General features: G+C 69.1%; 23 protein-coding genes and 2 pseudogenes. 9 read left to right on the plus strand and 16 right to left on the minus strand.

The window, feature by feature from the left end; all coding sequences use genetic code 11:
- The first annotated feature begins 36 nt into the window (after positions 1 to 36).
- Together ABT001_RS24555 and ABT001_RS24560 are read left to right on the plus strand one after the other, a co-directional pair.
- The gene (locus ABT001_RS24555; RefSeq protein WP_351281301.1) at positions 37 to 198 is read left to right on the plus strand and encodes a hypothetical protein; all 162 of its coding nucleotides are present in this window, start codon (positions 37 to 39) and stop codon (positions 196 to 198) included.
- Positions 199 to 309: 111 nt separating this feature from the next.
- Entirely contained in the window at positions 310 to 942 is a 633-nt protein-coding gene (locus tag ABT001_RS24560) for an SGNH/GDSL hydrolase family protein (RefSeq protein WP_351281303.1), read from the plus strand.
- A gap of 86 nt (positions 943 to 1,028) precedes the next feature.
- On the opposite strand, the pseudogene ABT001_RS24565 reads toward ABT001_RS24560, so the two are convergent.
- Positions 1,029 to 1,313: pseudogene (locus tag ABT001_RS24565) on the minus strand (ATP-binding protein); the annotation flags it as partial.
- Here ABT001_RS24565 and ABT001_RS24570 point away from each other — a divergent pair.
- The 3 genes from ABT001_RS24570 (at position 1,200) to ABT001_RS24580 (ending at position 2,915) form a co-directional block, all read left to right on the plus strand.
- Positions 1,200 to 1,478, plus strand: a complete 279-nt coding sequence (locus ABT001_RS24570) for a hypothetical protein (protein WP_351281482.1) — start codon at positions 1,200 to 1,202, stop codon at positions 1,476 to 1,478. The pseudogene ABT001_RS24565 and the gene ABT001_RS24570 sit on opposite strands and share 114 nt — an antisense overlap.
- Before the next feature lie 183 nt (positions 1,479 to 1,661).
- On the plus strand, positions 1,662 to 1,898 hold the full coding sequence (locus tag ABT001_RS24575) for a DUF397 domain-containing protein (protein WP_351281305.1): 237 nt from the start codon (positions 1,662 to 1,664) through the stop codon (positions 1,896 to 1,898).
- Positions 1,899 to 2,006: 108 nt separating this feature from the next.
- Complete coding sequence (locus ABT001_RS24580; protein ID WP_351281307.1) at positions 2,007 to 2,915, plus strand: helix-turn-helix domain-containing protein; 909 nt, start codon at positions 2,007 to 2,009, stop codon at positions 2,913 to 2,915.
- Positions 2,916 to 2,955: 40 nt separating this feature from the next.
- Here the strand turns inward: ABT001_RS24580 and ABT001_RS24585 are convergent, their stop codons facing one another.
- A complete protein-coding gene (locus ABT001_RS24585; protein ID WP_351281309.1) occupies positions 2,956 to 3,771 on the minus strand; it encodes an SAM-dependent methyltransferase in 816 nt (271 codons plus the stop codon).
- A 400-nt stretch (positions 3,772 to 4,171) separates the two neighbouring features.
- Here ABT001_RS24585 and hemC point away from each other — a divergent pair, with 400 nt between their 5' ends.
- From hemC to ABT001_RS24600, 3 genes are all read left to right on the plus strand, one after another.
- Positions 4,172 to 5,107, plus strand: coding sequence for a hydroxymethylbilane synthase (gene hemC, locus ABT001_RS24590; protein WP_351281312.1), 936 nt, complete (start codon positions 4,172 to 4,174; stop codon positions 5,105 to 5,107).
- 119 nt (positions 5,108 to 5,226) lie between these two features.
- Positions 5,227 to 5,613: a VOC family protein gene (locus ABT001_RS24595; RefSeq protein ID WP_351281314.1), complete on the plus strand. Its 387-nt coding sequence runs from the start codon at positions 5,227 to 5,229 to the stop codon at positions 5,611 to 5,613.
- Between the two features lie 201 nt (positions 5,614 to 5,814).
- Positions 5,815 to 6,363, plus strand: coding sequence for a tellurite resistance TerB family protein (locus ABT001_RS24600; RefSeq protein ID WP_351281317.1), 549 nt, complete (start codon positions 5,815 to 5,817; stop codon positions 6,361 to 6,363).
- Between the two features lie 353 nt (positions 6,364 to 6,716).
- Here ABT001_RS24600 and ABT001_RS24605 read toward each other — a convergent pair whose 3' ends face one another.
- The 7 genes from ABT001_RS24605 to ABT001_RS24635 all read right to left on the minus strand — a co-directional run bounded on the left by ABT001_RS24605 (position 6,717) and on the right by ABT001_RS24635 (position 13,182).
- Positions 6,717 to 7,487 carry an enoyl-CoA hydratase/isomerase family protein gene (locus tag ABT001_RS24605; RefSeq protein WP_351281320.1) on the minus strand — a complete coding sequence of 257 codons (771 nt, stop codon included), beginning with the start codon at positions 7,485 to 7,487 and terminating at the stop codon, positions 6,717 to 6,719.
- Complete coding sequence (locus ABT001_RS24610) at positions 7,484 to 8,731, minus strand: cytochrome P450 (protein WP_351281322.1); 1,248 nt, start codon at positions 8,729 to 8,731, stop codon at positions 7,484 to 7,486. Before ABT001_RS24610 ends, ABT001_RS24605 begins: the two co-directional genes overlap by 4 nt.
- Positions 8,732 to 8,823: 92 nt before the next feature.
- Complete coding sequence (locus tag ABT001_RS24615) at positions 8,824 to 10,203, minus strand: cytochrome P450 family protein (RefSeq protein ID WP_351281324.1); 1,380 nt, start codon at positions 10,201 to 10,203, stop codon at positions 8,824 to 8,826.
- A gap of 12 nt (positions 10,204 to 10,215) precedes the next feature.
- Positions 10,216 to 10,776, minus strand: a complete 561-nt coding sequence (locus ABT001_RS24620) for a GTP-binding protein (protein WP_351281326.1) — start codon at positions 10,774 to 10,776, stop codon at positions 10,216 to 10,218.
- Positions 10,777 to 10,779: 3 nt separating this feature from the next.
- Positions 10,780 to 11,163, minus strand: coding sequence for a DUF742 domain-containing protein (locus ABT001_RS24625; RefSeq protein ID WP_351281329.1), 384 nt, complete (start codon positions 11,161 to 11,163; stop codon positions 10,780 to 10,782).
- Positions 11,156 to 11,980, minus strand: a complete 825-nt coding sequence (locus ABT001_RS24630; protein ID WP_351281469.1) for a roadblock/LC7 domain-containing protein — start codon at positions 11,978 to 11,980, stop codon at positions 11,156 to 11,158. Before ABT001_RS24630 ends, ABT001_RS24625 begins: the two co-directional genes overlap by 8 nt.
- A gap of 17 nt (positions 11,981 to 11,997) precedes the next feature.
- Positions 11,998 to 13,182: an ATP-binding protein gene (locus tag ABT001_RS24635; RefSeq protein WP_351281331.1), complete on the minus strand. Its 1,185-nt coding sequence runs from the start codon at positions 13,180 to 13,182 to the stop codon at positions 11,998 to 12,000.
- A 711-nt stretch (positions 13,183 to 13,893) separates the two neighbouring features.
- On the opposite strand from ABT001_RS24635, the gene ABT001_RS24640 reads away from it, so the two are divergent.
- Positions 13,894 to 14,343: a spore-associated protein gene (locus tag ABT001_RS24640; protein WP_351281334.1), complete on the plus strand. Its 450-nt coding sequence runs from the start codon at positions 13,894 to 13,896 to the stop codon at positions 14,341 to 14,343.
- 126 nt (positions 14,344 to 14,469) lie between these two features.
- On the opposite strand, the gene ABT001_RS24645 is transcribed toward ABT001_RS24640, so the two are convergent.
- The 7 genes and pseudogenes from ABT001_RS24645 to ABT001_RS24675 form a co-directional block, all read right to left on the minus strand.
- Positions 14,470 to 16,032 (minus strand): mucoidy inhibitor MuiA family protein, encoded by a 1,563-nt coding sequence (locus ABT001_RS24645; RefSeq protein WP_351281337.1) that lies wholly within the window; start codon positions 16,030 to 16,032, stop codon positions 14,470 to 14,472.
- A 7-nt stretch (positions 16,033 to 16,039) separates the two neighbouring features.
- A pseudogene (locus ABT001_RS24650) lies at positions 16,040 to 18,113 on the minus strand (DUF4139 domain-containing protein).
- A 133-nt stretch (positions 18,114 to 18,246) separates the two neighbouring features.
- Positions 18,247 to 19,545, minus strand: coding sequence for a cytochrome P450 (locus tag ABT001_RS24655; RefSeq protein WP_351281340.1), 1,299 nt, complete (start codon positions 19,543 to 19,545; stop codon positions 18,247 to 18,249).
- Positions 19,546 to 19,770: 225 nt separating this feature from the next.
- Entirely contained in the window at positions 19,771 to 22,002 is a 2,232-nt protein-coding gene (locus ABT001_RS24660; protein WP_351281342.1) for an FUSC family protein, read from the minus strand.
- A gap of 147 nt (positions 22,003 to 22,149) precedes the next feature.
- A complete protein-coding gene (locus ABT001_RS24665; protein ID WP_351281344.1) occupies positions 22,150 to 22,548 on the minus strand; it encodes a VOC family protein in 399 nt (132 codons plus the stop codon).
- Between the two features lie 87 nt (positions 22,549 to 22,635).
- On the minus strand, positions 22,636 to 23,517 hold the full coding sequence (locus tag ABT001_RS24670; RefSeq protein ID WP_351281346.1) for an MIP/aquaporin family protein: 882 nt from the start codon (positions 23,515 to 23,517) through the stop codon (positions 22,636 to 22,638).
- A gap of 183 nt (positions 23,518 to 23,700) precedes the next feature.
- A complete protein-coding gene (locus ABT001_RS24675; protein ID WP_351281471.1) occupies positions 23,701 to 24,543 on the minus strand; it encodes a SigB/SigF/SigG family RNA polymerase sigma factor in 843 nt (280 codons plus the stop codon).
- Positions 24,544 to 24,574: the final 31 nt, after the last annotated feature.

Below are 24,574 nucleotides of genomic sequence, written 5' to 3' on the forward strand. Positions count from 1 at the left end.
GATTGGCGGGCATAACCGATCGATAGGCAGTTTCACGTGAGTTTCGCAGAGGCATCCGACGCGCCGATCTACGCCGGTCTGGTGGAGGAGCAGGGCGATGTTCCGGCCGAGGTGCGGCGGGTGGCCGAAGAGACCCTGCTGGAGGTGGAGAGCGCGCTCGACTTCAGCGCCGTGCGCGCACCGGCCTCCGCCCGTTGAGGGCCTGGTCCGGATCATGCCGGGCCCTGCAGGCCTGGTCCGGATCATGCTGGGTCTTTGTGGGCAGGGTCTTGTCCTGCGTACCTGGTCCCTCACCGTTCGGAGCACCGCGTGACCATCACCCTGCACCGCTCAGCGACCGTCCTGTTCCAGGGCGACAGCATCACCGATGTGGGACGGCTGGCGGAACCGGACAGTCCGCTGGGTCATGGCTACGCGCGGATCGTCGCCGAACGTGTGCGGTCCGCGCGACCTGACTGCGGCATCAGGTTCGTCAACCGGGGTGTCAGCGGAGATGGCGTATCGCATCTGCGAGCTCGCTGGCGGGCGGACGCCCTGGAGCTCGAACCGGACGTGGTGTCGGTCCTGATCGGCGTGAACGACACCTGGCGCCGATACGACTCGGGCACGGTCACCTCGGCGTGTGCGTACGAGAGCGACTACCGCGCCATCCTCGCGCAGGTCCGGGACGAGCTGGACGCCCAGCTGATCCTCGTCGAGCCCTTCCTCGTGCCGGTGAGGGAAGAGCAGTGGGCCTGGCGAGAAGATCTCGACCCGAGGATTCAGACGGTCCGCCGACTGGCCGAGGAGTTCGGCGCGGCACTGCTGGCCGCGGACGGCCTGCTCAACCAGGCGGCGCGCACCGCGGGCGGCGCCGAGTACATCGCCGGCGACGGAGTGCACCCGACCCCGCTCGGGCATGCGCTGCTGGCGGAGGCGTGGACGGCACTGGCCGGACTGTAGACCCCTGAGCTCCGGAGGAGAGGCACTCTGGCCCAGACGGTCTTTCCGGCCCCGGTGGGACACGACCAGCCCCAGGAACTGCTCAGCGCGTCGATGATGCGCAGGCCCCGGCCGCGCTCGAGCGACTCGTCCGAAGCGCGCAGCACGGGCACTTCGGGGCTCGGGTCGTTCACCGCGCAGACCAACGTTCCGTCCTGACGGGCGAGACCGAGCCGAGCCGGTGACCGCGCGGGGTGCTGCGCGGTCGGATGCAACCCGTGACAGACCGCGTTGCTCACCAGCTCGTCCGCGACGAGGGTGACATCGTCCGCACAGGAGCGCAGACCCCAGCGATCCAGCGCGTCGCGGACGAACGCCCGCGCCTGCCGCAGGCTCTCCGGCCCCGCGCTCACACGGCGCGTGGTGAATCCCGGGGCGTCGATGCCGAGATCCCGCGCCAGCTCCATGTGCGGGTCCGCACCGCCGCCGTCGGCCGGACCCGGCAAGCGAGCTGGTGCTCCGTCACGTCGTGCGTGCTCCGCCTGCATGAGCGCTGATCACCTTCCGCTGAAAGCCGGTTCGTGGGGCCGGACGGCCACTAGTATCCTCGCCGACCGCGCACTCGGTGCAATTGCATCCGGAATTGCACCCATGGGTGTCAGGTGGGGACACCAGTTCACCCGGCGCGGGCTCCTGGCCGCACGCCAGGAGGTGACGGAGCGACGAAAGGAATGGACCGCATGCAGCACATCGACAACGGCGTTCCCGCCAACTCCCTGACGGGTGTGGAGTGGAGGAAGAGCCATCACAGCAACCCCAGCGGGAACTGCGTCGAGATGGCGCTGCTCCCGGGCGGCGCGGTGGCCGTACGCAACTCCAGGTTTCCGGAAGGCCCTGCCCTCGTGTACACGGCGGACGAGGTGCGCGCGTTCCTCGCGGGCGTCAGGGACGGTGACTTCGACACCATGACCGGCTGAACGCGCGGCAGGAGGGGCTGAAAAGGTACGGCGTTCTCGCATCGGCCGGGCCCTCCGGGGGCTCCTGATGGCACACTGGCGTCAAGACGCCCGTCCTCAGGAGTCCGCATGCCCGGCATCGAACCGCTTCAGCCGTCACGGAGGCCGACGCTCGCCCTGGCCGCGGGGACAAGTCCCACAGCGCTACGCCTCGTTCTGGGCGCGCAGCTGCGGCGGATGCGCGGAGAGGCGGACCTCAGCCCCGAGGCCGCCGCCGACCGGATCCGGTGCTCGACGGCGAAGATCAGCCGGATGGAAACGGGGCACTCACCGTGCAAGGAGCGCGACGCCGCTGATCTCCTCGCTCTCTACGGCGTGACCGACCCGGTCAGGACCGCCGAGTTCCTCGAGCTGGTACGCAGGTCGGGGCGGCGCGGATGGTGGCGCAACTACGCCGACGTACTGCCGGACTGGTTCGAGCCCCTGGTGGGGCTGGAGGAGGCCGCCGCTTCCATCCGTACGTACGAGGGGCATTACGTCCCGGGGCTGCTGCAGACCGCCGACTACGCCTATGCGGTGGTGCGTTCCGGTCACGCCCTGGAGTCGGAGGAGGTCACCCGGCGCCGCGTCGAACTGAGGCTCAGACGGCAGCAGTTGCTGGCACGGCGCGATGCCCCGAAGCTCTGGGTCCCGCTGGACGAGGCGGTGCTGATGCGCCCGACGGGCGGCACCCGCGTGATGCGTGATCAGCTCGTCCATCTGCTGGAGATGACGGAACTGCCTCATGTGATCGTGCAGGTGGCCCCCTTCGAGGTGACCGCTCACACGTCTCCGGGCAACGGCATCACGTACATGCGCTTCGCGATGGAGGGGCTGCCCGACGTCGCGTACATCGAGCACCTGACCAACGCCACCTCCGTGAACAAGCAGGAGAGCACGGACGAGTACCGATGGATCCTCGACTCCCTCAGCGCTCAGTCGCCGAGCCCGGCCGAGAGCAGGGAGGTGTTGAGACAGGCACTCGAGCGTTACAGCTGAGTGCCCGCCCCGCCACCGTCGCCCTGCCGCCGCACCGGCGTCACGACGTGCGGCCGACACCGCCGTACTCGATCCACTCATGGGTCTCCTGCTTCGGCGCCAGATCGGAATCCGGCCGCCACGTCGACACCTCCACCAGACCCGGTTCCAGGACGTCGAGGTCCTCGAGGAAGCCGTGCACCTCGGCGGGCCGGCGTACGCGCCCCCACTGATTGCCGGTGCTCTTCGCCATGAAGTCCGTGACGAAGTCCCGGGTCGCCGCGTCCTCGCTCACGAGCTGGCACACCACGAGGAAACTTCCCGGAGCCAGTTTGGCGGCCACCCGGCGCACCAGGCCGGCCGGATCGTCCTCGTCCGGAATGCAGTGCAGCACGGATACGAACAGGGCGGCCACCGGCTCCCCGAGGTCGATGAGCCGGGTCACCTCCGGATGGCCGAAGATCCCCTCGGTGTCCCGCATGTCCGCCTGGATGACCGCGGTCCTGTCGTTCTCCTCCAGTATGGCCTTGCCGTGCGCCAGAACGATGGGGTCGTTGTCTATGTAGATGACCCGGGCCCCGGGATCCACGAGCTGGGCGACCTGATGGACGTTGTCCTGGGTGGGCAGGCCGGATCCGTGGTCGATGAACTGGCGGATGCCGTGTTCGGACGCGAGGTGGCGTACGACGCGCCGCAGGAACCTCCGGTTGTTCACCGCCAGGACCTTGGTGCTCGGCACGCGTTCGAGGAGCTGTTCACAGGCCACGCGATCGGCAGGGTAGTTGTCCTTGCCGCCCAGGTAGTAGTCGTACATCCGCGCGACGCTCGGCACGTTCACGTCGATGTTCTTCGGAATGGAAGTGTCCCCGTTGCGCATCCGGCCCCTCGCGGCTCAAACAGAGTGAATCGGCGTCCGTGACTGGTCATGCTAAGGATCTCGCGGAGCGGCTGACAGCCCTCGGGGGAGTGAGGCAAGCCCGCAGGGCATCGAATCGGCCACACGAGGTGAGGGCTGAGGGGGTGCACGGCCGGTACCTGCACCTGCTGGTACGAGTGCGCCTAGGTAGTGGGGCGACAACACTGCCTGCTCGTAGGCTTGTTGTCATGCCACCGCCGGAGGGGCGTGTCTATGCACCGTACATGTGCGGTAGTACGACAACGTGGCCGGAAATCGACGGTAGCCGTCAGCCTGAACCTTCGTGATCGGGGTTCCTGAACGGGCCGGCCGGTCCGCGTCGGACGTGTGCCGCTCAAGTCCGGAGGGCTATCGTGGATCCATGTCCGCCCCTGAGCTGATCCGCATCGTCTCGCGCGACTCCCCCATGGCCCTCGCCCAGGTGGAGCGTGTCAGGGCCGAATTGGCGGCCCTCCACCCCGCCACGGCCACCGAGGTCGTCCCCGTCAGGACCACGGGCGACAAGTGGATGGGCGATCTGTCGAAGGTCGAAGGGAAGGGGGCCTTCACCAAGGAGGTCGACGCCGCCCTGCTCGCCGGGGAGGCGGACCTGGCCGTCCACTGCGTCAAGGACGTCCCCGCCGACCGCCCGCTCCCCGCAGGTACGACCTTCGCCGCCTTCCTCCGACGCGACGACATCCGCGACGCCCTCGTCCACCCGCACGGGCTGACGCTCGACCAGCTCCCCGACGGCGCGCGCGTCGGCACCTCGTCCGTTCGCCGGAGCGCGCAACTCGCGGCCTCACATCCTCACGTGCGCTGTGTGCCGTTCCGCGGCAACGCCAACCGGCGACTGGCGAAGCTCGCCGCGGGGGAGGCGGACGCGATTCTTCTGGCCGTGGCGGGTCTCCACCGCATCGGCCGCCCCGAGGTCATCAGTGACGTTCTTTCCCCGGAGGCGATGTGCCCGCCGATCGGCGCGGGCGTCCTCGCCCTGCAGTGCCGCGAGGACGACACGGCGACCATCGGCGCCGTGAGCCCTCTCAACCACCCCGGTACGCATCGGGAGATCACGGCCGAGCGCATGTTCCTCCACGTTCTCCAGGGGCACTGCAACTCCCCGATCGCCGGCTTCGCCACTGCCCACCGCAACGGAGACCTCTCTCTGCGGGCCTGTGTGTTCACCCCTGACGGCAAGACCGTCCTCAACGCACACGAGTGGGCCGGCCCGCTCGACCCCGCGACTCTGGGAACCTCTGTCGCTGTCAGCCTGCTGCGCCAGGGAGCCCGCGAGCTGATCGACACGATCGCTCACTGACCTGACCTGGCCTGGCCTGACCTGACCTGACCTGACCTGACCGGGGCGGAGCGGGACACACGGGCGCCCGGGCGCCCGGGCGGGTCGTCGGTCGGCCCGGACCGCCGTAAAGTCGGACCATGGTGCATGTACTGAGCAGCAGGGTATTGCTGACGCCAGGCGACCCGGAGGCCTCCCGCGACTTCTACGGAGGGATGCTCGGGCTGGCCGTGTACAGGGAGTTCGGCACCGGCCCCGACCGCGGAACGGTGTACTTCCTCGGCGGGGGATTCCTCGAGGTGTCGGGGCGTTCGGACACACCGCCCACCGGGACGTTGCGCCTCTGGATGCAGGTCGCCGATTGCGCGGCTGCGTACGAGGAGCTGACCGTACAGGGGGCGCGCATCCTCCGGCCGCCGGTCAGGGAGCCGTGGGGGCTGATCGAGATGTGGCTCCAGGACCCGGACGGTCACCGCATCGTGCTGACCGAGGTGCCTGCCGATCACCCGCTCCGATACCGCCCTTGAGCCGTTTCCGGCAGATTCGGCAGAAGGCCGGAAGCGTCTGTTCCGGTCATGGCCCGCCCTGGGGTTGCCGCCCGGCGCTGCCAGGGTCCCGCTCCTGGGACACCCGCTCACTTTGCGGAACCTTTACCCGGGGCGAGCCGTTGGTTCGTTGAGCACCCGTGCTCGTGACCGACTATTCAGACGAAGACCGAGGTGACCTCCATGGCAGTGTGGGACCGGCTCAAGGATCAGGCCAGGACGCTGCAGCAGTCCCAGGGAACGCGCGGTGCGGCCGGCGGGCGAAGCGCAGGACAGGGGTCCGGCGGCGGGTCGCGTGCCCAACTGGTGAGCACACTGAAGACGCAGCTGGCTTCCCTCAAGACCGAGCTGAAGAGCGGCGCCTACCGAGACGCGAGCATGGCGATGTGCGCGTTGGTCGCGGCCGCGGACGGACACGTGGACCCCGCGGAGCGGCAGCACGTGGAATCGATGATCCTCGGCAACGAGGTGCTTCAGAACTTCCCGGCGGAACAGCTGCGTCAGCGCTTCAACAAGCACGTGGACCAACTGGCCTTCAACTTCCAGCAGGGCAAGGCCGACGCCATGCAGGAGATCGTCAAGGCGGCGAAGAAGCCGACCGAGGCCCGAGCCGTCATCCAGACCGGCATCGTCATCGCCGGTGCCGACGGCACTTTCTCCCAGCCCGAGCACATGATCCTCCGCGAGGCCTGCACGACGCTGGGGCTGGCCCCTGGGGAGTTCCAGCTCTGATCCACGTGGGCCCGTCCGTTCGCCAGGATGCCGAGGCGCGCCCGTGGCGTCCGGCGGGCGGATCCTGACTGCCCGGGCCCCCGATGAGCGAACAGCCGGCCCCGATTCCACGCATGACGGGGCGGTGAGGCAGTGCTCGCGCAGCGGCCCGGTCGACCTCGTGGCGCGACCGGGGACTTGTCGCCCGGAGCGTGCCGCTCTTGTGTGTCGGCATGCTCCGGGCTGAAGCGGTTGCGTGACCGTATTCCGTGGACGTACCTCCTACCCAGGTCTCCTCGCACCCGTCGCCGCGTACCGGGCGTGACACGTCACCTGATCGCGGATCTCGCCGGATGCCGGACGGGGCGCGGTCATCACTGCCGGCTGATGTGGGCTGCCAGCAGGTGGGAGTCGAGCAGGGAGGCGTCAGTCGCACGGTCGGCCCGCGCGTAGCCGGCCAGCATGCGTTTGGTCAGTACGAGGGCTTCGGGAGCACGCCGGACGAGGGGCCTCGTCCAGGCGCTCACGACCTCGTCCAGTTCATCGAGGGGGGCGGTCCTGTGGAGGAGGCCGAGGCGATGAGCGGCGGCGGCGTCGAACACGTCACAGGTGAGCATGAGTTCGCGGATCCGTGCGGCACCGGCTTCGGAGACGAGGCGGCCCATCGCACCCCCCCAGGCAGGTGGCAGTCCGATCCCGATCTCCGGCATGCGGAAACGGCAGGTGTCCGCCCCCACGCGCAGGTCGCAGAAGGAGGCGAGCGCCAGCCCGGCACCGACCACCCGGCCGTGGAGCCGGGCGATGGTCACCGCGTGGGTGTTCTCCAACGCCTGGCACAGCCGCTGGGCCTTGTCCGCGATGCGCCGCAACGCCGAACCGGTCGGATCCGAGTCCAGAGCCACCTGGTACTCGTGGCGGTCGGCGCCGACGCAGAAGTCCGTACCCATGGACGACAGGATCAGCACGCGGATGTCCGGGCGTTCGTGCAGATCGTCCAGCAGGAGCTGAAGGTCGTCGAGGACGACGGCGGTCAGGGTGTCCTCCTGCCCCCAGGGGTTGAGACGGACATGGAGTACTGGCCCGTCCTCCTCGACACGTATCGCCTTGTGCGAGGAGCCGGTGATCGTACGTGTGGTTTCGTTCATGCGAGAGCGACATCCAGGTTCAGCGGGCGCCTGAACGCGACCCGGGCAGCCATCGAGGGGCGGCGCACAAGGGTGAGGCGTGGCAGGCGGCGGACGAGTTTACGGAGAAGGGTCTGGGCCTCCAGCCGGGCGAGGGGTGCGCCGAGGCAGTAGTGGATGCCGCCGCTGAAGGCGAGGTGGGCCGGAGGGCGCAAGGGGTCGAACATGTCTGGTTCCTCATGCTTCGCGGGGTCCCGATGTGCAGCCCCCACCAGGAGATGTACCATCTCGTCCTTGCGTATCCTCATGTCGCCGAGAACGCAGTCCGCGGCAGCGACCCTGCTGATGACATGGGTGGGAGGGTCGTAGCGCAGTGTCTCCTCCACGAAGGAAGGGACCAGATCGGGTCGGTCAGCGATCAGGTCCCACCGTGCCGGACTCTCGACGAGCAGGAGTGTCATGGTCGTCAGGAGGGTCGCCGTGGTTTCCAGGGCGGCCAGGAGCACGAACAGGACCAGGAAGTAGACTGCTTCGTCTGCCTTGTCACGGTCGGGTTCCACCGCGTCCCAGGATTCTATCCAACGGGACACAGGGTCCTCGCCGGGATGCGCGCGCCGGTCCTTCACCAGGTTCGTGAAGTAGGAGCGCAGTTCGGCCGTGGCCGCGTCCGATGCGGCAAGCTGGCTTGCCGACGGCAGCAGTTCCTGGGTGAAGACCTGGTCGTGGGTCAGCTCCCGCAGACGGGGCCAGTCGGCGGGAGGCAGCCCGAGCCAGTCACCGATGGTGGCGACCGGCAACTCCTCGCCCACGAGGGCACAGAAGTCCGCCTCGCCGTCCCGCAACCGGTCCGCCAGAGTGTTCAGGAGCTGATCGGTCGTCCGGCTCACCGACCGACCGATCAGCTCCACCGTGGACCGGTCGAACGTGCCGGCCGCCCGGCGGGCCCGTGTGTGATCGGGGGGATTGAGCGCGGCCAGCGTGTGGCTCATCTCCCGCGAGGACGAGGCGTTCCAGCGGGTGCCTGATCCTTGCCGCTCACGCCAGCGTTTGTCCGGTTCCAGCCAGTCGCGGCTGCGTAGCACCTGATCGCACATGGCGAAGCCCGTGACGAAGGACCCACCCCACGGAGCAGGGCCCACCTCGCCCCTCGAGAGCAGCTCCTCGTAGATCGGAAAGGGATTTTCCTGTCCCTTCGCCGTCCTCAGACGCGAGAAGAGGGATGCGGACGCCCTGCGGTCGGACGACGGAGTAGCGGTGACTCCCATGATGGCGGCTCCTTTCTAGAACCAGCCGCCATGCATACCCACAAGATCGTTGAAGCATCCAATAACTCAGGGGTATCAGGAGGTAACAAAAATCACTCCCCTCTCGTCCATGCCAGGAAGCGGCTGAACAGACCGCCCTTGTGCGGTGCCGCAGAGCTCTGGGCCTGGGAAGTCTGCGAACCGGACGGCTGTCCGACGGCTGAGGCCTGCTGAGGCGCGCTGCCGGATTCCGCGTGGGCGGGGCCTGCGGCGGACGAAGGCTGGGACCGAGGAGTGAACCGGACCGGGAGGGTCACCAGCGAGCGGCTCCACGGACTCGGAGCCCAGGCGAGTGTCTTGAACGGCACGCGCATCTCGATGTCCGGCAGTCGGTTCAGCAGGGTCTCGACCGCGGTGACCGCGATCATGTACGCCGGGTCCTTGGCGGGACACGCGTGCGGACCCGCACCGAAGGCGAGATGGGCCTTGGCGCTGAGCTGCCGGCGATGCTCGGTCAGCTTGGGATCCGTGTTGGCCGCGGCGAAGGAGATCAGCACGGGATCGTTGGCCCGGAGCGTCCTGCCGCCCAGTTCGACGTCATGGACCGGGTAATGGGCCGCGTAGTTGGCGATCGGCGCGAAATTCCAGAGGCTCTGGGACACCGCGTCCTCGACCGGAAGCCCGGACTGCCACTCCTCACCCAGGTACAGCGCACTGCTGCTCCCGATCGTGGCGGTCAGGGGGGCGGTGCCGCCGGAGAGCAGGGTCACGAGCTGGTGCAGCACCTCCTCGTCGCTCAGCTGGGCCGGGTGCTCCATCAGACGCGTCGTCAGGTCGGCGGCGGGGCGCCGCCGTTTGATGGCGATCAGCTCCGTGAGCGCCCGGCCCAGGACCTCGTCGGCACCCGGGGTGCCCTCGAAGATGCCGCTGATCCCGGCGATCACGCGGTCACCGATCTCCGGTGGGCAGCCGAACAGATCGCTGAAGACCAGCAGGGGCAACGGCTGCGCGTACTCCGACATCAGCTCCGCGTGACCGCGGGGCTCGGAGCTGAAGCGGCTGATCAGGTAGTCGGCGGACTGCTGGGTCTGCCTCACGAGCTGGAGCTCGTTGACCGTCGCGAGACTGTCGGTGACCGCCTGGCGGAGCCTGGCATGTGCCGCACCGTCACTGAACAGCGCGTTGGGGCGGTGGCTCATCATCGGCAGGGCAGGGCTGTCGGCCGGTACCCGGCCTTCGTTGAGCGCGTTCCAGCGGCGAGAGTCCCGGACGAAGGAAGTGGGGTTCTGCAGGACATAGAGGGCGGCGTCATAGCTGGTGACCAGCTCGACCTCCACGTCCGGGGCAATGTCGACGGGTGCGCTCATGCCGAACGAACGCAGGTGCTCGTAGTGGCCGTCGGGGTCGGCTCCGAACGTGGGGCCGTACAGCCGGACGTTCTCGTGAGCGGGGCACCCGGGAGGTATCTCCTGCGGGTCGATTGGCTGCTGCATGGTGGGTCGCTCCTAGCCGAGTTGGGACATGAGGTGTTCGACGAGGGTGATGAGCGCCTGTGCCGAGGTCTTTTCGTCGCGGACGTCGCATCGGGCGACGGGAGTGTCGGCGGTCAGGTTCAGTGCCTCGCGGACTTCGTCGAGTGGGTAGTCCGTGGTCCCCTCGAAATGGTTGACGCCGATGGCGTACGTCAGGCCGAAGCTCTCGACCAGGTCCAGGATGGGGAAGGACTCGTCCAGGCGCTCGGGGTCCACGAGGACCAGCGCGCCGAGCGCACCCCGCGACAACTCCTCCCACATCTCCTTGAAACGCTCCTGGCCGGGCGTTCCGAAGAGATAGAGGACCAGCGAGTCGCTGAGGGAGAGGCGGCCGAAGTCCATGGCCACAGTGGTCGTCTTCTTGTGAGGTGTGCCCGACAGGTCGTCGAATCCCTCGCTGGCCTCCGTGATCTCCTCTTCGGTCCGCAGCGGTTCGATCTCGGAGAGACTCCCGATGCAGGTGGTCTTGCCGACTCCGAAATGCCCGACTATGAGGATCTTCACCGCGTGGGAGACGTCTGGATCCAGGTACACGCGTTACGCTCCGAATCGATTCTTCAGGCCTTCGAGTACGGCGCTGACCAGTTCTCTGTCGACACGCTCGGCGCGAGGTATCGGCCTCCTCACGAGAATGAGGCTGTCCTCCTCCAACTGCGCCAGCAGAATGCGCACGATGCCCAGCGGCAGGTGCGTATGGCCGGCTACCTCGGCGACGGACAGGAAGCCCTCGGTGACCAGGGAAACGACCTGGTCCGCTTCCGGGGAGAGGGTGCGCGCCGCAGCCGACGCGTCCTGTGACGCCATGACGAGCGTGGTGTGCTCGTACTCGTGGTCCGGGGGCAGGGCGCGTCCGTTGGTGATGACGAACAGAGGGACTAACGAGGACGTCAGTTCCAGTTCCTGCTCGGGGTCGTCAGACATGAGCCACTCCCTCCCCCCTCGCGACAGGCGGGGTCAGCTTCGGAATCACCTCGTGCAGGCGGGTGGTGAACTCCTCGATGTCGCAGTCGTGCTCGGCAGCGGCTGCGAGGAAGGTGCCCGTGCCTGCCGATATCAGGAAGATCCAGCCGTGCTGGAACTCGATGACCGTCTGCCGCCACGCGGCGTCCTCCTCGACGCCCGCGAACTGCGAGGTGACCCTGCTGTAGGCGTGGATACCCGTCATGGCCGCGGATATCGTGTCCGCCATGTCCCGGTCCAGCCCGCTGGTCGCACCGCGGGGCAGACCGTCGGCACCCAGCAGCACGGCGTGACGGGCGCCCTGCACCTCGGAGATCACTCGGTCGAGATCGGAGAGCACGAAACCTGTGTCGCCCGTGCCCCCGCGCCGGACCGTCCCGGTGTTCCGTGTCCCGGCGTCACCCCCGGCCTCGACCCTGGGGGGCGAGGTGAGGTTGTTTCCCAGCCGGGCGACGAGGCGGTGCATGCGGAAGGAGATCTGCTGCATGTCCACATCGGGTGCCGCTGCCGCGGCCAGGTAGGCACCCTGTCCCGCCCCGATCAGAAAGCTCCATCCGTGGGAGAACTCGATGATCGTCTGGCTCCACTGCCGCTCCTTCTCCGGCCCTGCGAAGTGGGCCGTGGCCCGGCTCAGCGATTGCATCCCGGCCATGGCGGCGGAGATGGTTCGCACTTCCTTCTCGGCCATACCCTCTGTGGCCCCACGAGGAAGGCCGTCCGCGGACAACAGGACTGCGTGCCGTGCCCGGGGCACGTTCTGCACGATGTCCTCAAGCATCCACGACAGGTCTGCGGTCATGCGTCTTCGGACCCTTCGGACGACGTGGAATCGAGATTGCGGCCTGACAGAGTGCCGCGCTGGAAAGCCCCCAGGCTGCGTCCGGAGGAACGGCCGGTCTTCTCGGGAGCCGGCGGTGCCGGACGCGACGGCGCCGGATCCGGCACGCTCGCGATGGGAGCCTGGCGCGCTCCGCGCTTCGGCAGGCCGTGAGTCGTACGCGCGGTCCCGCTCTGGGACCGGCCTTCCGTACGCAGAATGCTGCTGACGGGCGCCTCCTGGGCAGGCGGCGTCTCCTCCATGGTCCACAGCTCCTCGGGCAGCAGGACGACGGCTCGGACGCCGCCGTACCGGGAGACTCCGGTGACATCCACCTTGAAGCCGTACTGACGCGCGATCAGGCCGATGACGGGAAAGCCGAACTTGGGCTGGTTCCCGAGCTGTGAAAGGCGGGGGACGATATCGCCGGACAGCAACTCGGTGGCCCGCTGGCGGTCCTCGTCATTCATGCCGACCCCGGCGTCGTCGATGACGATGCACAGGTTGTTCTGAGCGCGCTGGAAGGTCACCTCGATCGGTGCGTCGTGCTGGGAGAAGCTGGCAGCGTTGTCAAGCAGCTCTGCCACGGCGAGCGCTACCGGCGCCACAGCGGACGCCTTCAGCGCGAGTGCGGTCTGCTGCATGACGGAGACCCGGTGGAAGTTGCGGATCTGGCCCTGGGCGCTCCGCACCACGTCGTAGACGCTGGCGGGCTTGTTGCGGCGGCCGAGAGGCGCTCCGCACATGACCGCGATGCCTTGGGCCTTGCGCGCCATCTGCGCGTTTGCGTGGTTCACTTCCAGTAGATCGCTGAGTACGGCATGGCCACCGTACTTCCGCTGGACGCCGTCCAGAAGCGTGGTCTGCTCCGCCGCGAGACTCTGCAGGAAGCTGGCCGCGCCCTTGAGGACTGCCTTGGTGTTCTCCTCCGCCGCTTCCTTGGCCTCCAGGAGCGCACCGTCCTGCTCGCTCCTGAAGCGCTGCAGTTCAGCACGCGAGAGGTGCAGTTGACTCTCGGACGCGTGCAGCTGATGCCTCAGCTCGGCCTCGGACTGCTGCTTCTTCGCCCCCAGGGCTCTGTTACGGGCGGTGAGTGCCACGACCGCGGCAACGGCTATCGCCGCCACTGCAACCATGCACCACACGAGTGCGTCTTGATTCATGGAAACCTTTCCCGGCGCAGGTATACGGCGACGGACGGACTCCGCGAGGACCCGCGACACAGCCACTCGGCGTCGCCAGGCCGCTGTTGCGTGGAGAGCAGGCCGCCGATCGCAAATCAGCATCTGAATCAAAGTGGATCAAGATCACAGATGCCGGGATGCTATCACCGGTCCGCGCCCTCACGCGGGGGGCGGGGACCCGACCGTGGACGAGGCCAACCTCCCCTGGAAACAGACCTGTTGAGAGGTGCGGTTGCCATGCCGCAGCCCGATTCCGTCGCCCTTCCAACCCGAGCCCTCAATCGTTCTTCCAGCTTCGGCAAGAGGAATGACAATCTCTCACATGTGATGAGCGCGTCGACAACCGGAGTCCCCCATCGGCTGCTTCGGAGGGCGAGGCGTGACCCGGGACCCCCGCGAAACGGACGCCTGACCCACGGGATGCGCATGCGCGGAATCAAGGGGGAAGGGAAGGTGAACGATGACTCCGGTGCCCGTTCGGGTTGTTCGGCATGTCTTCTCCCACCGTTCCGGACAGTGAGCGGAGTGGCGTCCTGAGTCTCGGTCGTGCATCCCGCGTGCTCCGCACGTCCGGGGTCACCCGTTTGGCCCCCGCCAGAGACGCGGGTCCGGACGCAGCACAACCATCGAGGGGATTCGACGGTCACATCAAGTGGGAGCAAACCGCTCTCAGGGATACAAGGGGGATATATGAGAAACGTACATTCCGTCGCGGCTGTCGGTGCCTTGACCGCCCTGGTGATGGGTGCCACGACCGCCGTAGCCACGACCGCCTCCGCCGCACCGAACGTCACGCCGCAGGGCGTCTGCGGCAAGGCGTACAAGACCGTGAACTCCGTGTCCGTCGGCTCGCTGGGTACGGTCTACCTGACCTACAACTCCGCCAACGGCCAGAACTGCGTCGCGACGATCCGCACCGATCCGGGGTCGGTCAAGCACATGTCCACGTACATCTACGTACCCGCCACCGACGAGTGGGCCGGTGACGACGGGAACTACACGTCGTACGCGGGCCCGGCCTACGTCTACGGCAAGGGCTACTGCGTGAGCTGGGGCGGCAACATCGACAACGTGTACGTGTCGGTGGAGAACTCCAACTGCGCCTCCCTGAAGGAGCGTCGGGTCACCGAAGTCCGCTGACGCCTTCAGCTGTGCAGCAGAGCTGAGTCCTCAGCAGCGGAGTGCCCGGCAGGAACGTCTGCCGGGCACTCCGTTCCGTGTATCGGGGCAGATCGAGGCCGCTCGCCCGGTCAGCGGACCGCAACTCTAGAGGCCGGTGACCTTCGCGCTCGCCGACACCTCGTAGACCAGGGTGACCGTGCGACGGCCGGCCGGCGGGAGAGTGACGTCCCAGCGGGCGATTCCCTCGGCGTCGACCACATCGGGTTCAGGGGCGCAGGACTCCTTGCGCAGGCGTATCCCGACGGCCGAGACCTCGGATACGGGCAGCCGCTCCCGAAGGGTGACCACGCGGTCCCCGTGCTCCCCGGGGGCCGAGAACCGCGACAGGTGCAGCTGGACGGTGCGGGTGATGACGGTCCGCTGGGCGATTCCGGTGGTGTCCCGTGACTCCTCGGCGTGCCGGACCACCCGGTAGTCGTCGCAGCTGCCGAAAGCGAGCTCGGCAGGAGCGCCGGGGGCGGTGAAGTCCACGGTGCCGCGTCCGACGAACCCGCTGTCGCGGACCAGGTCGACGGGTCCGGCGAGCAACGCGTGGCCGGCCAGGTTGTCGAACCGCACCACCTTGGTGACCAGGGAGGAGAGCTCGGGAGCGCACGCGTATTCGCTGCGGGCGGCCGTGGTGAAGACGGACAACGGCACTCGGTGCGCGCGGCCGTCACCAGCCACGGTGACCAGCGCCGGGGACCGCAGCACCTGTGCCTGGCCCCCGTCGTCCACCCCCGGCAGACCGAGTACCGGCGCGGGTCCGAGAGTGCCGATCTCCTCCTCGCGCAGCTCGACACCGACCGTGCGCCGCTCCTCGGCGGAGCGGTCCGTGAGCGTCAGCCGGTCCACGCCGAGCGACGGCGGTTCGGTGGCGTGTGCAGACCGGGCCGTGGACAAGGTCAGCTGTACGTCCGACCAGTCCTCACCGGTGCGCTGCCAGACCACGGCATCCGTCTCCAGCGTCAGGGTGCCGCCGTCGGACACCGCCCGGTAGGCGGGACGCCACAACGCGCACGCGGTGAGGTGACCCAGCCGGAGCTCGGCCGGACCGGCGACCGACGACTCCACTGTCAGTTCGATGAGACCGACGAGTTCGGGTGACTCCTCCTCGGCGTCGTGCACGGCTCGCTCGGTCTGCCCGAGTTCGTCGGCAAGAGAGGCCAGCCGGGCTTCCGACGCTCGCAGTTGCTCGCGGCACGCCGCGCGTTCGTCGTCGACCCGGTCCAGTTCACGGGTCCAACGGGGTGGGTCGCTCTCTCCCGCCCCGGAACCCTCGCCGATCTCCCGCAGGAGATCGGCCGCGAGCCGCCCCAGCAGATCCCGGCGCGCGTGCAGCCGGTCGCGCCGCTGTTCCAGGACGAGCCGCTCACCCTCGAGGGCGTGCACCCGCCGGCGCAGAGCGGAGTCGTCCTCCGCAGGCCGCACCGGCCCGCGCGGCATCCAACTCCGGGTGATCCGGACGTCGAGCACGGTCGCCGTGTGCCCGGCCGACAGCTCGGCATGGAGGGTCCGGTCGACGGCCAGCGCACTGACCGGCCCGAGACGCAGCCGCTGGACCCCCGCCTCCAGGTCGAGCACGACGGCACGCTCGACGTGGGCGCGGTCCTCCAGACAGGTGACGGCGGTGACGGGAAGGGGAATCGGCTTCGGATGCGCGGTCATGGGTGCGTCAACTCCTGCGGTTGCCGCCGGCCAGGGCCTTACCGGCAGGTATGCGGATCTCGTAGCCGCCGTCGAGCGCGACGGTGCCGCCCGCGGGCAGTTCCACCCGCCAGACGCGGGTGCCGGGGGAGTGACGATCAGGCCCCCGGCTGTCCTCGGGCGCCTTCCAGGCGGCATGTTCCTCGATTCGGACATCCGGTTCGGAGGTGACCGGCACCCGCTCGCGGACCTCGACGGTGACCGGGGCGGCGAGCCGGTTGGCCAGCTCCACGTGGACGCTGTGGTCGAGCACGGTGGTGTTGTTGCGCAGTCCCGAGGTGGACTCATGCAGATTCGTACGGCGGGTGACCTGGATGCCCTCGGCCGGTCCGAGCCCGACCCGGCGGACGCCGCCGGGGGCGAGAGTGGGAAGCGCGGCGGTCAGGAGGAAGTCGTCGTCGACGGTGACCTCCACGGGGCCTGCGAGGAGTGCCTGCTCCGTGGCGTTGGAGAGCACCAGGGTTGCGTACACGGTCTGTTCGACGGACGGCACACAGAGGTACTCGGTGTGCATGCCGACAGCGATCTCACCGACGGTGACGGTGTGCCAGGTACCGTCCGACGGAATGTCGGCGCGGGCGGCGGTGTCGAAGCGATGGTCGAAGGAACCCGCCGACTCGCGCGGCCGCACGGCGTGCCCGGGCAGCGGCAGCGCCGTCACCGCTTCCGCGCGGCGGCGGTTCTCGGCCGCGACCGGATCGAACGAGGAGTGGGGGAAGAGCCTGCCCCTGCGGTCTCCCTGCTCCTCGGGACCGCACAGGACGAGCCCGGCGTAGTCGAGCTCGTCCCCGCTCGGCTGCGGGGGGCCGGCGGCCGGCGCGGGTTCCGTGGACGCCGGCGATGGTGCTCCACCCGGGGCGGCCGGTGCCGCGGCGGCCGGGCCCGCCGAGGACTTGGAAGTACGTGCGTGGGCGCCGGAACGCGCCCGGGCCGGCTGTCCGGGAGCGGGCGGCCGCCCGCCGACGAGCGGTTCGGGGGAGCCGCCGCCCGCAGCGCTCGGTACCGGGAACGAGGGAGGAGCGCCGTAGGCCGGTGGTGCGGGCGGTTGCGGTGGCGGCGAACCGTGCCCGGTCACTGTGGGCCGCGGCCCGGCGTTCGCGGCACCCTGACGGGCCGCCGCGTCGTACCCGGCGAACAGGTCGTCGAGACCCGCCGGGGGCTCGCGCCAGCCGGAGGGCGCGGAGGCGGGGCCGCTGCGTCCTATCCGCATCGAACGGAGTTTCGGCAGGCCGGATCCGCGTCGCAGATCCGCAGTGGCCAGGCCCACGGAGACGCCGGTCCAGTCCTCCCCCGGTGCGCTGGGCCACCGAGGCACGCAGCACGAGCCGTCCGCTGCTCCCGCCCTGACGGTAGCTGAGGCGGTAGGCCGGCACCCAGACGGCTCCCGGCACCCCGTACTCCAGCACGAGCTCCGCCTCGGCGGCCGGGTCTTCGGCGCCGGAGGCATCGACGGTCAGGAGAACCGAGAGCGTGGTGTCCACGTGACCTGACGGGGCATCGGTGGAGGCGCGGGCGAGCTCGTCCATGGCCACGCTGAGCTCGTGCTCGGCACGGCGCAGCGCGTCCTCCAGCTCGACGAGACCGGTGTGCAGCCCGGTCAGCCGCTCGTCCACGAAGCCGGTGAGCTCCAGCCACGCGTCGACCGAGGTGCGGCGATGGGTCTCCTCACGCCTGCGGGCCGGCGGGACCGGGCGCAGTGCCCCGACCTCCGCGATCAGACCCAGCTGGTGGTCCCGGCGCTCCCGCGCCGCGGAGTACGCGTCGCGCAGCCGCTCGACCTCGGTGTGCGGAGCGCCGGGCGGGGAGACGGGGCGAGGCTCGGCCTCGAACTCCAGCCGGGCCTCGCTGACGCGCACCCCCGGGGTGTCCGGAACGTGGGCCCGCAGCGATCCCGGATCCAACGAGCGGGGCAGTCCCGTGACGCGGATCCTACCGCCTGGCGGAACGCTGCCCCGGGCCAGGCGGCGGCAGACCGCGCCCTGTTCGTACACCACCACGGAGTCGAGGATCGACCCCCACCTCTGCGCTGCTTCTACCGTCACGTATTCAGCCCCCTGTCCGTGCCGAGCCGAGTGTACGCACAGGGCGTCCGTCGCTGCTCCGCCGAGCGGTCATATCGAGAACGGCCTCCACGCCTGGGACCCTGGCAGCCGGGCCGGTCGCGGAGACGGGCCGTCAGCCCTGCCTCCGTTCCGCGGAGCCGCCGCGCTGTCGCACGGTCATCAGCAGGGTGCCGGGCCGCACGGTCGCCCGGGCCACGGGCCGGACCGCCATGTCCTGCGGGACATCGAACCGGACGCGGCGGACGATGGTCGCGACGGCGGTGACCAGCTCGGTCAGCGCGAACCGGTCGCCGATGCACTTGTGCTTGCCCGCCCCGAACGGGAGATACGCGGGCGCGAACGCTGCGGCCTGTGTGTCGTCCAGCCACCGGTCAGGATCGAAGGTGAGGGGGTCGGGGAAGAAGGCGGGATCACGGTGCAGGGCGTGCTGACAGTAGGCCAGTTCCGTACCGGCCGGCACCGTCCACTCCCCGAGGCGGGTCTCGGTGACGGTGCGACGGGTGACGAGCCACCCGGTGTGGTGCAACCGGAGCGTTTCCCGGATGACACGGTCGAGAAAGGGAAGCCGGGAAAGGTCCTCGGACGAGAGAGGGCTTTCTCCGAGGACGCTGTCGAGTTCGTCCAGGACCTGCTCCCGGATCTCGCCGTCGCGGGCGATCTCGTAGAGCGCCCAGGACAGCACCGAGGCGATGGTCTCGGTGCCTGCCACGGCAAGCGTGAGGATCTCCGAACTGATCTGATGTCCGGTCAGTGGACGGCCGGTCTCCTCGTCCGTGGCGCGCAGCAGCAGGGACAGCATGTCGCCGCTGTCCCGTCCCGACTCCTGGAGCTCGGTCACGGCCTGATCGATCGTGGCACGCACGGCGTCCCGGGCAGCGGTGAACCGGCGGTTGAAGGGAAGGGGCAGCTTCTCCACCCAGTCGGGCAGCATGACCCGCGCGCCGACGCCGTTCATGACCACCGACAGGTCCGCGCGCAGTCGGCGGAACGTCGCCTCGTCCAGGCTCCCTCCGAAAACCGTTTTGGCGAGCATGTCGAGGGAGAGCTTTACCATGGCCTCGCGGACGTCGAGTTCCCGGTCAGGGACCCACGAGTCCACGGCGGTGATCGTCTCGCCACGCATGATGTCGACGTAGCGGGCGATCTCCGAGCGGCCGAAAGCCGGTTGCAGCTGGCGTCGTTTGCGGACGTGTTCCTGTCCCGCTGCCGTGACGACGGAATCACCCAGCAACTGGCCCATCTTCTCGAAGAAGCGCCCCTTGTCGAGACCGGGGGCGAGGTCGGTCAGCATGCTGCGGATGAGGTCGGGATCCTGGACGATCAGTGTCCGTGTGCCGGGCTGGAGCGTGATCTCGACCAGCGGGCCGTAGCGGTTGCGCAGTGAGGCGATGAAGCCGAGGTTGTCGCGCATGAGCTGTATCGCGTGCCCCAGGAGCGGAACCGAACCTGCCGCTCTGGGGAGGGAGGAGGCGCTACGGGCGTCACAAGGAATGCTCCCTTTCAGCCGGTCTTGGGCGCCTTATGGCTTCCCTGATCGGTCTGGCACGCAATCCACTCCCCGAGGTGGTATGTGCCACTCGGAGCAGCGTTTGCAAGGTGCGGCGCGGGGAACGCCGGCCGGGCGGCGACGGAACCCTCAGCCGCGTACGGCCTTCCCCGCGGCACGCTCGGTCACCGGCACGTCCAAGGGACGGGCGAGCCCGACCACGCCCTCGTCGAGGCGCTGCAGATGACGCAGTACCCGGAAGGTCACCGAGCCGGAGGGATGCGCGCCGGCACCGTCGTCCCGCAGCGTCGAGGCGATGCTCGCCCCCGACCGGACCTCGCCCCCGGCACGCTCGTCCTCCACGTGCGCGGCGAGTACGCCGATGTTGTGGGCGATCCGCTGCCCGGCCCGGTGGAGCCGCGGATCAGCCGCGACGGTCCTGCTGTGCGGCACGAGTTCGGCGGTCGCGGCGAGTGCGCGGGCGTGGTACGCGCACGTCTCCAGCAGTGCCACCAGGTACCGGACGGTCTGCCGCCGGCCCCGCAGAGGGGTGATCGGGTAGGTCAACGGTTTCGTGGAGTCCCGCAGTTCGTCCAGTGCCGTGTCCAAGCCGCGGGCCTTGCCGAGGAGATCGGACGCGGGCCCGCCGCTGAGCTGCTCCACCGCTGCCGACGCGACATCACCCAGCCGGTCCAGGACCGTACCCAGCAGTTCGTCGGTACGGCGGTCGGTGTGCACCGGCAACACCAGCACGGCGGCGATGACGCCGCACGCGGCGCCGATCGCGGTCTCCTCGATGCGCAGCACCAGCACGTCGAAGCTGTACGAGTTCAGCAGGGTGTACAGCATGCCCAGCATGGCGGTGACGAAGAAGGACATGACCGCGTACGACAGCGGAGCGGTGAAGAACATCGCGAAGATGAAGACGAGGACCAGCGCGAACGCGACCCAGGTGTGGTCACCGACCATTCCCGCCAGGGCGACACCGGCCACCGCGCCCAGCAGGGTGCCCAGGAGCCGCCGGTAGCCCTTGACCAGGATCTCGCCGGTCGAGGCGGTGTTGAGGAAGACCACCCAGCACGTGAGAACGGCCCAGTACCACCGCTGGGTCGACAGCAGCTCGCCGCCGATGATCGCCAGGACCGAGCCGACCGACACCTGGAAAGCAGCCCGCGTGGTGGGGCGTTGCAAGCCGGTGCGCTCCTCCTCCTCGGGCTCCTCGGCGGAGGCGAGCGCGATGTCCTCCGCGTCGAACTCCTCGCGGGAGCGGGTCGTCGCCGGCGAGTCGTCGGACTCGTCCTGGGGCCCGTCCAGAGCGAGCCGCAGCCCCAGCACGGACCGGGCCGCCTCGCCGATGCCGCGGAACGCGTCCTGGATACCGGCCGGTGCGGGCGGGAGCCGCTCCTCGTCCCGGTAACCGAGCAACCTGTTGCGGATGTGTGCCACCGCCGTGCCCTGGTCGTTCGACGCCGGCCTGACGACCAGGAGGTGCAGAGCCTTCAGATCCCGGCGCAGGGCCATGGTCGCGTCGTCCTCGGCAGGCCTCCAGTCCCCGGTGAGCGGCACGGGCGCGTGCGGAAGGTGCAGGGTGAGTGTGTCCGCACGCTCGGCACTGCGGGCGTTCAGCAACAGCATGCCCAGCCGTTCCGTGGCGATCTCGGCGTCCGCGACCCGGCGTTGCAGCAGCGCCGCCTTGTCCGCGTCCTGAGTGCCTTCCTCCAGACGTCCCTGGATCATCAGAGCGGTCTCGTGCAGTCGCGCGGTGCGCCGCCGCAGGTCGTCCAGCACCTTCTCCAACTGCGCGGGTTCGGCGTCGAGCAGTTCGATCTGGATGGAGACGAGCTGGGCGACCCGTGTCCTGAAGGCGTCGCGCAGCCGGGCCAGGACACGCGGGGGCGTCTCCGGGACGACGGCGAACCGCACCACCGCACTGCAGCCGAAGCCGACGGCCAGAGCCAGGCAGAGCTCCGGCAGGGCACCCGTCGAGACTCCGACGAACAGTGAGAGGAAGTAGATCTGGAAGCCGATGAGGCCCAGAGCGGTTCCACGGTCACCGAAGCGCCGGCAGTAGACGGCGCCGAAGATGAGGGCTACGAAGAACAGGTCACCCAGGATGACCTGGGAGGCCAACAGCGCGGCCAACGACGTCGCGACGAGCGCGACCGGCAGTCCCAGGGCCAGGGTGACCGCCTGGTCGCGTACGAGTGTGTCCTTGATCGCGAAGGTGGCGGTCATCGCTGTCATCGCACCGGCGACCATATGGGTGACATCGGTGCCGAACGGGGCCAGGACCGCCAGGGCGAGCGCGACCGCCGAGACGGTCCGCAGCCCCGCCGTGAGCCTCAGCAGTCCTGGATCGGACGCCGCGAACCGATCCCACATGATGGCCCCGCCCCGCCGCCGCACTGCCCTCACCCTGCGCTTTCCCTCGCTGCCCGCCATGACTTGCGCTCTGTTCAGCATCGCACGACGGGAAAAGCGGCGACGAACGCAGGTCCTCGTCAGGCACCGTGCAGCCTGCGAGGTCCGTCAGGTCGTGGGCCGGTCGCCGTCGCTGGGCGCGTGACTCAGGTCCACCACGCAGAAGATGTTGCCGTCCGGGTCGGCGAGGACGACGAAATCGGGTTCCGGCGGGTAGAGAGTCCAGTCCACGGTCTGCGCACCGAGGCCGATCAGTCGTCGGACCTCCGCCTGTTGTTCCTCGGCCGAGTCCGTGAAGAGATCCAGGTGGACACGAGGGCGGTGCTCGGCGGGGGAGTTGCTGTGCAACAGGCCGAGTGCCTGCCCGGAACCGTCGGCATGGTCGAGCGTCCGCCACGTCGCGCTGTGCCGTTCCTCGGAGGGAACCAGGTCCAGGGCCGCGCTCCAGAAGGCGGTGGCGCGGGGGAGGTCAGTGACACCGATGACAGTGATTCCGAGTCGCAGCATGGCGGCGACCCTAGCCGACGCACCGTACGGACCCGAAGGGTTCGGCACGCGGAAACGGCCGGTGCGGGTGCGCCGGCCTACGGGACGTCACGCGGGCCGGTGATCCTGATCGCCGCCAGGCCCTCCGGTCCCGGGTACAGGGACGCGCCCCGGCGGCTCGGGCTCCGCCGAAGGCAGGAAGCGTCCGATGAACGCCTTGTACACGCCCGCGCCGAGCACGCCGCCGATGAGCGGGCCGACGATCGGGACCCAGAAGTAGAGATTTCCGTACTGGTCCCTCCACGCTCCCCCGTACCCGGTGAGGAAGCTCGCCAGACGGGGGCCGAAGTCGCGGGCCGGGTTGATCGCGTATCCCGCGTTGGTGCCCCACGCCATTCCGATCGCGACCACGACCAGGCCGATGACGAACGGGGCCAGGTTCGCTCCCGGCGGCGTGTTCAGCATGTCGGTGAGAGCCATGATCAACAGGAGCAGGACGGCTGTGCCGATGACCTGGTCGCGGAACGCCCCCCACTCGCTGACCGGCAGGGCGGCGTTTCCGTTGGCGGGAAGGGTGGAGAACACCGTCTGTGTCTTGACGGTGTGCCCGGGGTCGGCCTTCGCCAGCGCCTCGCTGTAGTTCCAGCGGACGAGCAGCGCTGCCACGAACGCGCCGGCCGTCTGGGCCAGTGCGTAGGGCGCCACCTTGCGCCACGGGAACCCCTTGTACGCGGCGAGTGCGAGGGTCACCGCGGGATTGAGGTGAGCACCGCTCAGCCGAGCCGCGAGGTAGACGCCCAGGGTGACACCGAGGCCCCACGCCCAGGCGATGCTGTCGTGGTCCCCGAGGCCGCCGGGCGGATCGGTGAGAGCCCCGCCGGCCGCCACCTGGGCCACCACGCCGCAGCCGAAGAGGATGAGGACCATCGTGCCTGCGAACTCGGCCGACAACTCTCCCAGCATTCCGGATCCCGTACGCCGTTGTGCCATGGAAGCTCGCCCTCCGCCCGCCGCCCGCCCGATGCCCGGGCAGTTCTGTCAGGCTAGGGCGGCTCGCCGATGGCCGCATATCAGGACGAATGGAAAGGGTCGTCGGGGACGGCTCACCACAGCGGCCTGACGTTCTCGCGTCGGCCCCGGCATCGCGGTGCGGGAAGGAGGGCTCGGCGCCGATCAGGCCAACATGCCGGCCCGGAGCTTGCCGAGGGTGCGCGTGAGCAGACGGGACACGTGCATCTGGGACACGTCGAGCTCGGCGCCGATCTGGGATTGCGTCATCTCCTGGCCGAAACGCATCTCGATGATGCGGCGCTCGCGGTCGTCGAGGTCCTCCAGGAGCGGGGCCAGGGTGTGCAGGTTCTCCACCGTTTCCATGGCGGAGTCGGGCTCGCCCAGGACATCGGCGAACGTACGGGACGCCGTGCTCATCGTCTCGCCGGTGTCGGCCGGCAGGTCCAGTGAGCCGGCGGTGTAGCCGTTCGAGGCGATGATGCCCTCGGTGACCTCGTCCTCGGTGAGGTCCAGGTGGGCAGCCAGCTCTCTCACCGTCGGATCACGATCGAGGTGGGTGGCGAGTTCGTCCTTGGCCTTCGCCAGCTCCACACGGAGTTCCTGCAACCGCCGGGGCACGTGGACGGCCCAGGTGGTGTCACGGAAGAAACGCTTGATCTCACCGACGATGTAGGGGACCGCGAAGGTGGCGAACTCGACCTCCCGGGAGAGCTCGAACCGGTCGATGGCCTTGATGAGGCCGATGGTGCCGACCTGGGTGATGTCCTCCATGTCGCCGCTGCCCCGGTTACGGAAGCGGCGTGCGGCGAAACGGACCAGGGAGATGTTCATCTCGATGAGGGTGTTCCGCGCGTACTGGTACTCGTGCGTGCCCTCCTCGAGAACCCGCAACCGCTCGAAGAACAGCTTCGACAGGGCGCGGGCGTCCTTCGGCGGCACCTTGCCCGCGTCCTCGATCCAGGGCAGCTCACCGACGCGCTCCGGCAAGGCATCCGGCGCGGGCAGTCGGTCGGTCCGTACGGCCTCGGTAGTCTGT

Origin of the sequence: Streptomyces sp. NPDC002793 (assembly GCF_040295485.1) — a bacterium.
Classification (GTDB): domain Bacteria; phylum Actinomycetota; class Actinomycetes; order Streptomycetales; family Streptomycetaceae; genus Streptomyces.